This is a genomic window from Asticcacaulis sp. EMRT-3 (assembly GCF_030027245.1).
In the GTDB taxonomy this organism is placed as follows: domain Bacteria; phylum Pseudomonadota; class Alphaproteobacteria; order Caulobacterales; family Caulobacteraceae; genus Asticcacaulis.
This window is the reverse complement of the sequence record NZ_JASERT010000001.1, coordinates 2358414-2371888: the sequence shown is the minus strand read 5'-3', so window position 1 is coordinate 2371888 and position 13475 is coordinate 2358414. Positions and strand designations below refer to the sequence as shown.

The window sequence follows — 13475 nt, the reverse complement described above, 5'->3', positions numbered from 1 at the left end:
CCGGACGGAAGAGATCGATGTTTGATAAGCCCGCCCATAGCGCTGCCAGTCTTGAGGATTCGCCGGCCCACCTGTTGCACCGTGTGCTGCAAATCGCGCTCGATATTTACAATGCCGAAATGGGCGAGGACGCGCTTTCGCAGCGTCAATATGCCGTTCTCAAGGCGCTGGAGGGCGGCGAAAGCGGCGGACTGAGTCAAGCCGATCTGGTCAGGCTCACAGGTATTGACCGCTCGACCCTGGCCGATCTGGTGGCGCGCATGACGACCAAAAACCTGCTGGCGCGCGAGCGCTCAGTTACCGATGGCCGCGCCAATCTGGTGCAACTGACTGAGGCGGGCCGCGCCGCCCTGGCCGATGCCGAACCGCGCGTCCTGGCCGCCGACGAGAAGATTTTGAGCCTGTTGTCGCCGCCCAAACGCGAAAGCTTCGTCAAGCTGCTGCGTAAAGTTGTCCATATGCGCGAAAGCGAAGCCGCTCAGGGCGACGCCGCGAAGGACAAGCCCGGCAAGGACGATGAGAAAAAGGCCAAGGCCCTGAAGCGGCTTGAAAAAAAGGCCGACAAGAAAAAGAAGAAGCCCGATGATGCGGCTAAATCGGCCAAGGCGGCGCGCAAGCTGAAAAAGCTGCCCATGCCGCATCTGTCAGAAGGCGCGGATGCGGAAGAACCGGCTGTCACGCCGGAAGACAAGCCCGCCGAATGATGATCAGTGCTGGTCGGCGGGCATCCGCACGATCAGGCCGTCGAGATCGTCCTTGACGATAATCTGGCACGACAGGCGCGAATTGGGCTGAAGCTCATTGGCGAAATCGAGCATCGATTCCTCCATCACCGAAGCCGTGCCCGTCTTGTCCGTCCACGCCTCATCGACATAGACATGGCAGGTGGCGCAGGCGCAGGCCCCGCCACAATCGGCGTCGATGCCGGGAATATTGTTCTTGACCGCACCTTCCATCACGCTCTGGCCATTCCTGACCTCGATCATGTGTTCGGTGCCGTTGTTTTCGATATAGGTGATCTTGGCCATACTCGTGGAAAAGTCCTTCGCTGCGCTCGGTGTACTTTTCCACGGAGCAATGCGGACAGATCGGGCTAAAGGCGGCTTCGCGCCCGATCTGGCATTTTAAGTTGCGTCGCAAAGCGACGTTTACACATAAAGCAAAAATTTTCGACGGGCCGCCCTAGAAAATTTTTCCCCTGTTGAAAAGGGAGCATGGGGGAAAGTTCGTTTCCCCCATGCCCTTACCCCTTTGCAGGCATCATCTTTTTGATTTCGGCAATCGCCTTGGCCGGGTTCAGACCCTTCGGGCACACCTGAGCGCAGTTCATGATGGTGTGGCAGCGATAGAGCTTGAACGGGTCTTCGAGCGACTCAAGGCGCGCCTTGGTGTTTTCGTCGCGCGAATCGGCGATCCAGCGATAGGCTTGCAGCAGGGCCGCGGGGCCTAAATACTTGTCCTGATTCCACCAGTAGCTGGGGCACGAGGTCGAGCAGCAGGCGCACAGGATGCACTCATAAAGGCCGTCCAGCTTGTCGCGGTTTTCCGGGCTTTGCAGGCGTTCTTTTTCGGGATCGGGCGTCTTCGATTCCAGCCACGGCTCGATCGAGGCGTATTGGTTATAGAAACCGGTCAGATCGGGCACCAGATCCTTGACCACCGGCATGTGCGGCAGAGGCGCTACAGTGATCTCGCCGGAAAACTCGTCATGACCCTTGGTGCAGGCCAGGGTGTTGCGCCCGCCGATATTCATGGCGCACGAACCGCAAATGCCTTCGCGGCACGAGCGGCGGAACGAAAGCGTCGAATCGACGTGGTTCTTGATGTAGATCAGCGAGTCGAGCATCATCGGCCCGTGCTCGGCGGAATCGACCTCATAGGTGTCCCAGCGTGGATTCTCACCCGAATCGGGATCGAAGCGGTAAATCTTATAGGTGCGCGTCGTCTTCGTCCGCTTGGCGGCCTTGAAACGCTTGCCGGACTTGATCTGCGAGTCGCGGGGAAGGGCTAATTCAACCATGGACCACCTATGTCTAAGCTAACAATCCAGAGCGACGCATCTGGGTACTTTTAATTGGAACCGTATAACCCGGACCACTTCCGAGTCCAAAGACGTCTTCTGAGTGCGCATATTCAAATTTCAAATCACCTGATCCTAGAGATCTATTGAATAATGGCCTCTCGCCATATCTTGCCTTGAACTGACGAATCATATCGGCCTCAACAACCTTATAGGCATCAAAATTTCCCGGCCCTTTACGTCTTGGCTTCGAAAGCTTAATGTCATAACCCTTAAAATCATCAAGTAATAATGGAAGCTTGGCAAGCCATCCTTCACGATGAGTAAAAATACGCCAACCCCTCCCAGAGCCGATATAGCACACTGGAGAACGACCATTGTTATATTCGACGTAGCAAGGACGTTTGAGCCTAATCACATACACTATCCGCTCAGCATCATAACCAATGTCGGCTGGAAATTCTCCAATATCCATTCCGATAGATTCATTTCGCCACCGCGCTATGACATCTAAATGAAGCCATGTCAGCTCGATTGTCATCAATAAACTCTGGCTTTAGGCTGAATGTAGGCGATGTCGTTGGTCATGGTATAGGCATGAACCGGACGATAATCGATGGTGGTCTTGCCCGTCTTCGGATCGATCCAGGTCAGGGTGTGCTTCATCCAGTTTTCGTCGTCGCGGCTGGCGAAATCTTCGCGGGCGTGAGCGCCACGGCTTTCCTCGCGGTTGGCCGCGGAATTGACCGTCACCACGGCCTGACTGATCAGATTGTCATATTCGAGCGTCTCGATCAGGTCGGTGTTCCAGATCAGGCCGCGATCCTTGATGCCGATGTCGGCCCCGCCCTGAAACACGTCATCAAGGCGCTTGACGCCCTGTTGCAGGGTTTCGCCGGTGCGGAAGACGGCGGCGTCCTGTTGCATGGCCTGCTGCATTTTCAGGCGCAACTCTGCGGTCGGGGTGGAACCCGATGCGTAGCGGAAGCGGTCGAGACGGGCCAGATGCTTGTCAACCTCAGCCGTGCCGATGTCCTTGTGGGCTGCGCCGGGCGTCACCAGCTCCTTGGCGCGCAGACCCGCCGCGCGGCCAAACACCACCAGGTCGATCAGCGAATTGGAGCCTAAGCGATTGGCGCCATGCACCGACACGCAGGCCGCTTCGCCGACCGCCATCAGGCCCGGCACCACCGTATCAGCATTGCCGTCTTTCAGGGTCAGCACTTCGCCGTGATAATTGGTCGGGATGCCGCCCATATTATAGTGGACGGTCGGGATAACCGGGATCGGCTCCTTGGTGACATCGACACCGGCGAAAATCTTGGCCGATTCCGAAATGCCCGGCAAACGCTTATGCAGAATTTCCGGCGGCAGGTGATCGAGGTGCAGGAAGATGTGGTCTTTCTTCGGCCCGACGCCGCGCCCTTCGCGGATTTCCATCGTCATGGCGCGCGACACAACATCGCGCGAGGCCAGATCCTTGGCCGAGGGCGCATAGCGTTCCATGAAGCGTTCGCCCGCCGAATTGGTCAGGTAGCCGCCTTCGCCGCGCGCGCCCTCGGTGATCAGACAGCCCGAACCATAGATGCCGGTCGGGTGGAACTGCACGAACTCCATGTCCTGAAGCGGCAGGCCGGCGCGCAACACCATCGCATTGCCGTCACCCGTGCAGGTATGGGCCGAGGTGGCCGAGAAATAGGCGCGGCCATAGCCGCCGGTCGCCAGAATGACGAGTTGGGCGCGGAAGACGTGGATGTCGCCATTATCGAGCTGCCAGCAGGTGACGCCACGGCAGACATCACCATCCATGATCAGGTCGAGCGCCAGATATTCGATGAAGAATTCGACCTTTTCACGCACCGACTGGCCGTACAATGTGTGCAGCATGGCATGGCCGGTGCGGTCGGCAGCAGCGCAGGTACGCTGCACCGGGCCTTCGCCGAAATTGCGCGTCATGCCGCCGAACGGGCGCTGATAGATCTTGCCGTCCTCGGTGCGCGAAAACGGCACGCCCCAGTGTTCAAGCTCGTAAACGGCCTTGGGCGCATTACGCACCAGATATTCGATGGCGTCCTGATCGCCCAGCCAGTCCGACCCCTTGACGGTGTCGTACATATGCCATTGCCACTTGTCCTCGCCCATATTGCCGAGCGAAGCGGCCACGCCGCCCTGGGCTGCCACTGTGTGCGAGCGGGTGGGGAAGACCTTGGTGATACAGGCGGTTTTCAAACCGGCCTGACCAGCGCCGAGCGCGGCACGAAGCCCCGAACCGCCCGCGCCGACCACCACCACATCATAGTCGTGATGAATGATATTATAGGGTTTTTTCTGCGAGTCTGACATGGTTTACGCCGCCTGATGGACAAGCCAGAGCGCGCCGCCGCAAGCCAGCAGCAGCGCGAGGCTGAAAAGAAAGATGAGGAACAGATAGACGCCTAAGCCCTCTTCCTTGCTGATATAGTCCTCAACGACGACGCGCAGGCCCATATACATGTGCCAGACCGAAAACAGCACGGTCAGGGCGATCAGGCCCGCATTGAGCGGTGCCCTGACGAAATGCAGCGCCGCCTCGAGGCCGCCGCCCGAAATCTGCAAGGCCGCCCAGGCCGCCCACAGGGTCAGCGGCAGAAGGACGATGGACGAAAAGCGTTCGGCCAGCCAGGTAAGGGCGCCGTGATGCTCGGATTTTTTCCAGTCGGCCACCGAACGGCCGGTCAGGTCGCGCTTGCTCACAGGATCACCTTTCCGCTGAAGAGAAGACAGGCCCAGAAGGCCAGGGTGAGGACGACGCCCAGAATCATGAACCACAAGGCCAGCGCATCGGCCTGCGGCAGTTTGAAGCCCGCGCCCATGTCCCAGACCCAGTGGCGGATGCCGCCGGTCATATGCAGAAAGCCTGCCAGTGACAAAAGGAACCAGATCAGAAGGCCAAGCGGGCTTTTGCCGAACAGCATAAAGCCCGTATAGGCCTGCGGGCCGAGCGCCAGACAGACCAGCCAGGCGGCGATCATCACCAGTCCCGCCACCGAACCGAAGCCGGTGACGCGATGCAGGATCGAGGTGAACATGGTGATGTGCCAGCGCCAGACCTGAAGGTGCGGCGACAGGGGGCGGCGGGGCGTCGGCGACGGGGTGCCGGACGCCGTCTTATCAGCAGCCGTCTTGTTGGAAGCCGTTTGGGACATTGCGAATAAGCCTCGATCCACGGTCTTTGAATACAGGTGCTCCGCATCGGCTGACGCATCGCACGCAAAAACAGGCCCCGACACAGTGATCGGGAAGGTTACACTTGCGGGTCTTTTAGACCCTGACACCGCCCTGTCAATCAAGCTTCGCAGTTGCGATGCGGATTTTTTGTCCTGTGTCAAGCGCGCCAAGGGGTGGACAGCGTGTTCACAGGCGCGTGAGGACGGTCGTTCCGCCCAAGCTTTGCCCCATTTTCCGCGCAAAGGCGGCGGATATCCGGTGGCGGGTTGCTGGTCGGCGTCCAAAGTTTTAAGCTGGCGTCTCGATAAGTTCCCCCGCTTTCATTGCCCAAACCTATCCTGCGAGTGCCTGCCCCGTGTTGCCTGTCCTTTTGATGTCCGCCGCCCTTGCCGCCCAATCCGCCAGCCCGTCAACGGCCCCGATTGATGCCCCGGTCGATGTTAATGCCTATCATGGCAATTATGCCCGGCCGCAGAGCGAGCGCGAACAACGTTTCAACGCCGACATCATCGCCGCCTATCGCGCGCGACAGGCCCGCGCCAGCGACATGGAAGGCTCGTGGCTGGTCAGAGACGACACGGGCCGCAAACTGCTCGGTCTGGAACTGCGCGCCGGACGCAAGGCCTCCGACGATCTGAGCGGCGCATGGCGTTCATTTCTGGCCGGGGCCGGTATCAACCGGGCAGGCTTTATCTCCGACCTCACCCTGAAGGGCGACGATCTCGAAATCAATTATTTTGCCGGTCATGCCCGTTCGCCGACCGTCCTGCATCTGCACAAGGGGGCCGATGGCCAATGGAGCGGCCATATGCTGTCGGTCAGCGGGGAAAGAACCCCGATACGTCTTGAAAAAGTGCATCTCGGCCACCCCGGCTGAAAATCCACCCCACAAAGGGGGCTTGCGCACGGCAGTCTTAAGGATTAGATCGCAAACACGGATTTGCGTTGCGCTGCACATCAAACGGCACAACGTTTCACGGTACATTCCAAGTGAAGGGAGCCTGCATGGCACGCGCGAAAATTGCTTTGATCGGTTCGGGTATGATCGGGGGCACGCTGGCCCACATCGCCGCCCGCGAGGAACTGGGCGACATCGTCCTGTTCGACATCATGGAAGGCACGCCGCAAGGCAAGGCGCTCGATCTCGCCGAAGCCACCGCCGTTTTCGGCAAGGACATTTCGCTGAAGGGCGCTAACGACTATGCCGGTATCGCCGACGCCGATGTCTGCATCGTGACCGCCGGTGTGCCGCGCAAGCCCGGCATGAGCCGCGACGATCTGCTCGGCATCAATCTGAAGGTCATGAAGGCCGTTGGCGAAGGCATCAAGCAGCACGCGCCCAATGCCTTCGTGATCTGCATCACCAACCCGCTCGACGCGATGGTCTGGGCCTTGCGCGAATTTTCCGGCCTGCCCCACGCCAAAGTGGTCGGCATGGCGGGCGTGCTCGATTCGTCGCGTTTTGCCTATTTCCTGGCTGAAAAGACCGGCGTGTCGGTCGAAGACATCCACGCCTGGACCCTGGGCGGTCACGGCGACGACATGGTGCCGATGGTGCGCCATTCGACGATCGGCGGCCTGCCCCTGCCGGAATGCGTGGCGCAGGGCTGGTTTACGCAGGACGAGCTTGACGCCATCGTCAAGCGCACCCGTGGTGGCGGCGGCGAGATCGTCGCCCTGCTGAAGACCGGCTCGGCCTTCTATGCCCCGGCGGAATCGGCCATTGCGATGGCCAAGTCCTTCCTGCTCGACAAGAAGCGCGTTCTGCCGTGCGCCGCCTATCTCAACGGCGAATATGGCCTGCGTGGGCTCTATGTCGGCGTGCCGGTCGTGATCGGCAAGGACGGTGCCGAGCGCATCGTTGAGTTCTCGACCAATGACGAGGAAAAGGCGATGTTCGCCAAGTCGGTTGAGAGCGTGCAGGGCCTGATCGCGGCCTGCAAGACCATCGAACCGGCGCTGGCTTAGACCTGATCGCAGGTTTGCGTCACCCAACCCTCCCTTCTCCCCTTTTAAGGGGAGAAGGTGGCCTGAACGTAGTGAAGGGCGGATGAGGGGCTTGGCAAGCGCATAAAGAATGCCCCTCACCCGGTCGCCTGCGCTTTGCTAAGGCTCCCGCCCTCTCCCCGCTACGCAGGGAGAGGGGAAGTTAAAGTGTTTCCAAATCAAAACATCACGCTTTTGGATCCGGCGACAAACCTGACAACGCCCGCGCAAGCCTGTGCCTTGCGCGGGCGTTTCTGTTTTCCGTATCGTTTCTTGACTTCTCGCGGTGGCGCAACACCGCTATGCTGCGGCCATGATCGAAGCGCCCGCCCATATCGTCACCGACCAGATACTGAACCGCGCAGGCGTACTGCTGCTGGCCAATCAGGGCCAGCCCGTCACGCTCACCGGCTGCGAGCTGGAAGAGCTGGATCTGTCCGACATGATCCTCAATGGCTGGGTGTTCGAGGACTGCATTCTCAAAAAGACCAAATTCACCTCGGCCAGGCTGGAACAGGCGCAGTTCATCAAGTGCAAGGGCGCGCACGCCGATTTCACCAGCGCCAGCCTCAATGAAGCGCGCTTTTCCGGCTGTGATGTCAATAATGCGCGCTTTCGCGGCGCGCACCTGGCGCAGGCGCGCTTTCAAAGCTGCAAGCTGACCGGCTGTGATTTCAACGATGCACGCGCGCTTGACGCCACGTTTGAAGAATGCCGCCTCAATGACGCCCGTTTGCGCGGCTTCAATTTCAACAAGCAGACGCTCAAATCGCTCGACATGCACAATGCCGACCTGCGCACCTGCGATTTCCGCCATGCCGTCTTTGAAGATTGCAGTTTGCGCGATGCCGATCTGTCGGACGCGCGCTTCGAAGGCAGCGATCTGCGCGGCAGCGACATTGGCGGCGTAAGGCTCGAAGATGCAAGGCGCTTCAAAGGGGCCACGATTTCGCGCGGTCAGGCCGCCGAACTGCTGTCCGAACTGGGCCTGAAGGTCAGGTAATCCGTGGTGCCGACTGTCTTCGCATCGCCACAGTCGGCGAAAAACGATGAACGTCATCAAGTAACAGCGGTTTCGATTTCGTTATAGGCTTAGGGATTATAACTTCCCCCGGTTCACGCCTGCGCCTCTACGTCTTTTGCGCACTTGCGAAAGGCGCACAAAGCACATAGGGCGGCGGGCATCCTGCCCCTGCGTCATCAAGAGATGGTTACATGTCCCTGCTCCTGACCTCACGACTGATGGCTTTCACAGCCCTGTCTGGCCTCGTTTTCAACGCCGTGCCCGCTCTGGCGCAGTCGGCGCAAGCCCCGATCACCGAAATTATCGTGACAGCGCAAAAGCGTCCCGAACCCCTGAGCCGCACGCCTCTGGCTATGGCCGTGGTCAGCGGCGAGCAGATGGAGAAGGCCGGGGCGCACGATCTGCGCGATCTGCAAAACCTGACGCCTTCGCTGTTCGTCATCGCCGACGCCAATGAAGCCCAGACCACGGCGCGCCTGCGCGGTGTCGGCACGGTGGGCGATAATCCCGGCCTCGATTCGTCGGTCGGCGTGGTGATCGACGGCGTTTCGCGCGCCCGCACCGCCACGGCGATGAGCGATCTGGGCCCGCTTGACCGCATCGAAATCCTGAAAGGCCCGCAGTCGGATGTCTATGGCAAGGGCGCTTCGGCCGGCGTCATTCAGGTGGTGTCAAAGCGGCCCTCCTTCACGCCCGAAGCCGATGTGACGCTCGACGCAGGTACTATGGGGGCTTACGGTGCCTCGCTCTACACCACCGGCAAGATCAGCGATCACTGGGCCGGGTCGCTCTTCCTCACCAAACGCCAGCGCGACGGGCAATACCATGTCCATACCGGCGATGGCCCGGCCACGCGCAAGGATGATGCCGATCAGAACTACGGGTCGGGCCGCGGCCAGTTGCTCTATGTGCCGAATGACCGCGCCTCGGTGCGCCTGATCGCTGACTATACCAACCGTGATGAGGCCTGCTGCGCCGCCGTCGGCCTCAATGTCGGCCCGACCGCCGCCTATATCAATCAGCTCGCCGGTGGTGACGGCACGGCCATGACCGCCGATCCCAAGGCGCGTCAGGTCTGGTCGAACCGCCCGCTTAACCAGACGATTACCGATGAAGGCGTGTCGGCCCAGGTCGATCTCAAACTGACCGACCATGTGCAGCTCACCTCGATCACCGCCGTGCGCCGCTGGACCGACAAAAACGGCTATGACGGCGATTTCACCGCCGCCGACATCCTGTACCGCGACATTGGCGGCCTGCAAAACCAGTTCGATACGGTGTCGCAGGAGATCCGTTTCAATGGCACGGGCGACCGGCTCAACTGGATGGCCGGTGTCTATATCGACCAGAACGATCTGAGCCGCCACGACGAAACCCTGTATGGCAGCGATTACGAGGCCTATCTCAGCCTGCTGCTGTCGGGCGGAACCGATCCCGCCAAGGTGTCCGGCTATACCGGCCTGCCCGTCGGTCAGTCCTTCGTGGCCGGTCAGGGCAGCCACGATGTCTATGAGCAGCGCGACAAGAATGTGGCGCTGTTTGGTCATGCCGACTGGAAGCTGACCAACAGCCTGACCCTGCTGGGCGGTCTGCGCTGGAACCATCAGGACAAGTTCTTGACCAGCCGCTTTTCCAATTCCGATGGCGGCAAGGCCTGTTCTCTGGCCACGGGTGGTTTGAGTGTCTTGTGCCTGCCGTGGTCGAACCCGGCCTATAATGGCCTCGTCCTGTTCCAGCGCAATGCTGAGGACGCCACCACCGGCTCGTTGCGCCTGAAATGGCAGGCCACGCCGACCCTGATGACCTATGTGTCCTACGCCACCGGCTGGAAGGGCACGGGCTATAATCTCGACCGCGAGCAAAACCCCGACGATACGGTGGATCGCGATTCCTCGTTCAAGCCGGAAACCTCGCGCTCCTATGAAATCGGCGCCAAGGGCCGCTGGCTGGCCAATCGCCTGAGCCTCAATCTGGCGGCCTTCGATGAAGCCTTCAACAACTTCCAGCTCAACACCTATCTCGGCACCACCTTCGTCGTCGATTCCGTGCCGCACCTGCGCTCGAAAGGCGTCGAACTGGACGGGCTTTATTATATGGGCGACCTGACCCTGAATGGCGGCGTCACCTATGATGAGGCCAGGTTCGGCTCCGAAGCCGTACCCGGCCTGCCTTTGATCGCAAACGGCACGGCCTCGTTCGCGCCGAAATGGTCGGCGGCTTATGGCGCGGACTATAGCCACCCCATCGGTGATCTGCGTTTAGGCATCACCGTCAGCGCCAAATATAACAGCGCCTATAATACCGGCTCAGACCTTAATCCAGTCAAGGAACAGAAGGCCTATACGCTGGTGGGCGGGCGCATCGCGCTCAGTTCGCCTGATGATGGCTGGTCGCTCGAATTGTGGGGCCAGAACCTGACCAATGTCACCTATGAGCAGGTGGCCTTCGCCGCCCCCTTCCAGAGCGGCACCTATGACGCCTTCTTAGGACTGCCGCGCACCTGGGGCCTGACCCTCAGGTTGCAGTATTGAGCGCTTTCCTGTAAGGGCAGCGCACCATGTCCGACGACGCCCCAAAACCTTATCAGGTCACCGTCCTGACCATGTTCCCCGAAGCCTTTCCGGGGCCGCTTGGCGTATCGCTGATCGGCACGGCATGGAAAGAATCTGCGCGCTGGGCCTTGGAAACACTGGACATTCGTAACTATTCAAGCGATAAGCGCGGCTTTCTTGACGACACCCCGGCAGGCGGCGGGCCGGGTCAGGTTCTGAAGGCGGATGTGATCGCCAAAGCGCTTGATTCGCTTGAGATTTCCGAGCGCCCCTTGGTGTATATGAGCGCGCGCGGCAGGCCCCTGACGCAGGCGAAGGTTAAGGCATGGGCCGAAAAGCCGGGACTGATTGTTCTGTGCGGACGGTTCGAAGGGGTGGATCAGCGTGTGCTCGATGCGCGCGGATTCGAAGAAATCAGCGTCGGCGACGCCGTCCTTGCGGGCGGAGAAGCGGCGGCGATGGTAACGATTGAGGCGGTGGTGCGGCTTATTCCGGGGGTTCTCGGCGCGTCCGCCAGTCTCGATAACGAAAGCTTTGAGGATGGCCTCCTCGAACAGCCGCAGTTCACAAGACCGCGCAGTTTTGAGGGCCTCGACATCCCCGAAGTGCTTTTAAGCGGCGATCACAAAAAGATGGCCGTCTGGAAGCAGCAGCAAAGAGAGGCGGTTACGAAAGAGAGACGACCCGATCTGTGGGCCGCCCATCTTTCCAAATTACAGCTAAGCGGCGCTTCCAAAAGGAAGTAAGCCTCAACGGCGTTCATGCAGCGCCACAAACAAGGATAAAGACCATGAACCTGCTTCAACAGATCGAAGCCGAAGAAGTCGCCAAGCTGAAAGGCGACAAGACCTTCCCGCAATTCCAGCCCGGCGACACGCTGCGCATCAATGTCCGCATCAAGGAAGGTGAGCGCGAGCGCATCCAGGCCTTTGAAGGCGTCTGCATTGCCCGCGCCGGTTCCGGCATCAATGAAACCTTCACGGTCCGCAAGATCTCGTTCGGCGAAGGCGTCGAGCGTAAGTTCCCCATCCTGTCGCCCAATATCGAATCGATCGAAGTGAAGCGTCGCGGCGTCGTGCGGCGCGCCAAGCTCTATTATCTGCGCGACCGTCGCGGCAAGTCGGCCCGTATCGTCGAGCGTTCGATGAGCTCGACACGCGGCTCCAAGGGCGCCGAGCTGCGCGCCCAGATGGCCGCCGCCGAAACCTCCGGCAACCCGGACGCCGAAGCCTAAAATCCCTTCAGGCCATCTGAAGGCAAAACCCCGCTGGTTTTCACCGGCGGGGTTTTTGCTGGCTGCCCGGTCTAAGCGGCGCGCGGGCCAAGAGGGTTTATCCACAGATGGACACAGATATTCAACGCATGGGCCACGCTACCTCTATCTATAAAGCAAGCCGATAAGCTTTCCCGGCGCTCCGCGCCATGCTTTCGAGCCATAATTCCATCGATAGCGGTAGCGTGCAAGACATTCGCAAATCTGTGTCCATCTGTGGACTCTAGAGCATCATGCCAAAAAGTGGATGCCACTTTTTGGCATGATGCGTAAGCAAAAACTTAGAGCGCTTTTCGATCTGAGTCGATCAGATCGAAAAGCGCTCTAAACTACAGCCCGCCATCCGGGCCGTCATCGACCGAGGCGCTCGACGCCTCGCTGCCCGGCGACAAAACCCTGGCCGGTAAGTTGAGCAAGCCCTTGGCGGCGGCCTCCAGATCGCTGTCGATGCCGAAATCCTGACGGATGAACGGATAGGCTTTTTCGGAGGCGCAGTTACAGACCTTGAGCTGATGATCGCCGTCGCGCCAGATGATCAGCGGATAGCCGACATTGACCTTATTGCGGCGCAGGATCGGCCCCAGTTCATCGACGAAATCGCGCGATGCCCACACCACGCCCGACCGCGCCATGTCCTTATCGGCAACCGGCAGACCCGTGGCCTTCCAGTTTTCATTAGGGGTGTTGAACCACTGCACATAGAGCGGCCAGCTCCGGTTCAGCCACAGCTCGGCGACGGTGGAGCGTTCTTCCGGCGAGGACTGGGCGATATTCTGGTTGTCGGGGCGGGCGAAAACAATGACGCGCGTTTCGACGCCCGCGGCTTGCAGTTTGGGGAATTCCTTGCGCTGATAATCATTGCACGGCACGCAGTTGCGATAGGTGACCAGATAAACAAAGCGCGTTTGCGGGCCGGGCGACACATAATCGACGCGGTCGAGCAGGGACTGGATTTTCGGCACATCATCGGGATTGCTGATCACCACGGGTGCAAAGCGCACAACCTGATCCCAATAGACCCAGTAGGCCCCGCCCAGCACAGCCGGCACGATCACCACCAAAGCCATCGCCCACAACAGGGTTTTCCGGTTCATTATACCCCCGCAGCGCCAGATTCCGCGACCTATCCGCTCTTTTCAACCCCCACTATAGGTGGTTAATGGCGCGCGCGCAAAGGCTTGTGCGCAGACCGCGCAGCGACCTGAAAATTATGAGGCTTTACAGTTTCTTAAGGCAGGAAACCCTGTCGAGGCGCGAAAATACGGCCTCAGCTACGCAAAATTATCGCCGTGGCGGCAAAAACCAGTCCGGCGAGCACAGCCAGCCATAAAAGGGCATAGGGCAGGCGCGCCTTGGGTCTGCGGCGGTCTTCGCTGATGGTATCGGGCTCTATCCTGTCAGACATGGCCGAAA

At 59.9% G+C, this 13475-nt stretch carries 15 protein-coding genes; 7 read left to right on the top strand and 8 right to left on the bottom strand.

Features of this window, described 5'->3' with window-relative positions; genetic code table 11:
- The first annotated feature begins 17 nt into the window (after positions 1 to 17).
- A complete protein-coding gene (locus QB905_RS11255; RefSeq protein ID WP_282975122.1) occupies positions 18 to 704 on the top strand; it encodes a MarR family winged helix-turn-helix transcriptional regulator in 687 nt (228 codons plus the stop codon).
- Positions 705 to 707: 3 nt separating this feature from the next.
- On the opposite strand, the gene QB905_RS11250 is transcribed toward QB905_RS11255, so the two are convergent.
- From QB905_RS11250 to sdhC, 6 genes are all read right to left on the bottom strand, one after another.
- Positions 708 to 1028 carry a 2Fe-2S iron-sulfur cluster-binding protein gene (locus QB905_RS11250; protein ID WP_282975121.1) on the bottom strand — a complete coding sequence of 107 codons (321 nt, stop codon included), beginning with the start codon at positions 1026 to 1028 and terminating at the stop codon, positions 708 to 710.
- Positions 1029 to 1243: 215 nt separating this feature from the next.
- Positions 1244 to 2020: a succinate dehydrogenase iron-sulfur subunit gene (locus QB905_RS11245; protein WP_282975120.1), complete on the bottom strand. Its 777-nt coding sequence runs from the start codon at positions 2018 to 2020 to the stop codon at positions 1244 to 1246.
- 13 nt (positions 2021 to 2033) lie between these two features.
- Positions 2034 to 2561 carry a hypothetical protein gene (locus QB905_RS11240; RefSeq protein ID WP_282975119.1) on the bottom strand — a complete coding sequence of 176 codons (528 nt, stop codon included), beginning with the start codon at positions 2559 to 2561 and terminating at the stop codon, positions 2034 to 2036.
- Positions 2561 to 4363 carry a succinate dehydrogenase flavoprotein subunit gene (sdhA, locus tag QB905_RS11235; protein ID WP_282975118.1) on the bottom strand — a complete coding sequence of 601 codons (1803 nt, stop codon included), beginning with the start codon at positions 4361 to 4363 and terminating at the stop codon, positions 2561 to 2563. The genes QB905_RS11240 and sdhA overlap by 1 nt, the downstream gene beginning before the upstream one ends.
- Before the next feature lie 3 nt (positions 4364 to 4366).
- Positions 4367 to 4753 (bottom strand): succinate dehydrogenase, hydrophobic membrane anchor protein, encoded by a 387-nt coding sequence (sdhD, locus tag QB905_RS11230; protein ID WP_282975117.1) that lies wholly within the window; start codon positions 4751 to 4753, stop codon positions 4367 to 4369.
- On the bottom strand, positions 4750 to 5205 hold the full coding sequence (gene sdhC, locus QB905_RS11225; RefSeq protein WP_282975116.1) for a succinate dehydrogenase, cytochrome b556 subunit: 456 nt from the start codon (positions 5203 to 5205) through the stop codon (positions 4750 to 4752). Before sdhC ends, sdhD begins: the two co-directional genes overlap by 4 nt.
- 395 nt (positions 5206 to 5600) lie before the next feature.
- On the opposite strand from sdhC, the gene QB905_RS11220 reads away from it, so the two are divergent.
- The 6 genes from QB905_RS11220 (at position 5601) to rplS (ending at position 12023) form a co-directional block, all read left to right on the top strand.
- Positions 5601 to 6104 carry a hypothetical protein gene (locus tag QB905_RS11220; protein ID WP_282975115.1) on the top strand — a complete coding sequence of 168 codons (504 nt, stop codon included), beginning with the start codon at positions 5601 to 5603 and terminating at the stop codon, positions 6102 to 6104.
- A gap of 128 nt (positions 6105 to 6232) precedes the next feature.
- The gene (gene mdh, locus QB905_RS11215) at positions 6233 to 7195 is read left to right on the top strand and encodes a malate dehydrogenase (RefSeq protein WP_282975114.1); all 963 of its coding nucleotides are present in this window, start codon (positions 6233 to 6235) and stop codon (positions 7193 to 7195) included.
- A 331-nt stretch (positions 7196 to 7526) separates the two neighbouring features.
- Complete coding sequence (locus tag QB905_RS11210; RefSeq protein WP_282975113.1) at positions 7527 to 8216, top strand: pentapeptide repeat-containing protein; 690 nt, start codon at positions 7527 to 7529, stop codon at positions 8214 to 8216.
- A gap of 212 nt (positions 8217 to 8428) precedes the next feature.
- Positions 8429 to 10768: a TonB-dependent receptor gene (locus QB905_RS11205; RefSeq protein WP_282975112.1), complete on the top strand. Its 2340-nt coding sequence runs from the start codon at positions 8429 to 8431 to the stop codon at positions 10766 to 10768.
- Positions 10769 to 10794: 26 nt separating this feature from the next.
- The gene (trmD, locus tag QB905_RS11200) at positions 10795 to 11535 is read left to right on the top strand and encodes a tRNA (guanosine(37)-N1)-methyltransferase TrmD (RefSeq protein WP_282975111.1); all 741 of its coding nucleotides are present in this window, start codon (positions 10795 to 10797) and stop codon (positions 11533 to 11535) included.
- A 44-nt stretch (positions 11536 to 11579) separates the two neighbouring features.
- On the top strand, positions 11580 to 12023 hold the full coding sequence (gene rplS, locus QB905_RS11195; RefSeq protein ID WP_282975110.1) for a 50S ribosomal protein L19: 444 nt from the start codon (positions 11580 to 11582) through the stop codon (positions 12021 to 12023).
- Positions 12024 to 12391: 368 nt separating this feature from the next.
- Here rplS and QB905_RS11190 read toward each other — a convergent pair whose 3' ends face one another.
- Complete coding sequence (locus QB905_RS11190) at positions 12392 to 13156, bottom strand: hypothetical protein (RefSeq protein WP_282975109.1); 765 nt, start codon at positions 13154 to 13156, stop codon at positions 12392 to 12394.
- Between the two features lie 173 nt (positions 13157 to 13329).
- On the bottom strand, positions 13330 to 13467 hold the full coding sequence (locus tag QB905_RS11185; protein ID WP_282975108.1) for a hypothetical protein: 138 nt from the start codon (positions 13465 to 13467) through the stop codon (positions 13330 to 13332).
- Positions 13468 to 13475 lie beyond the last annotated feature (8 nt).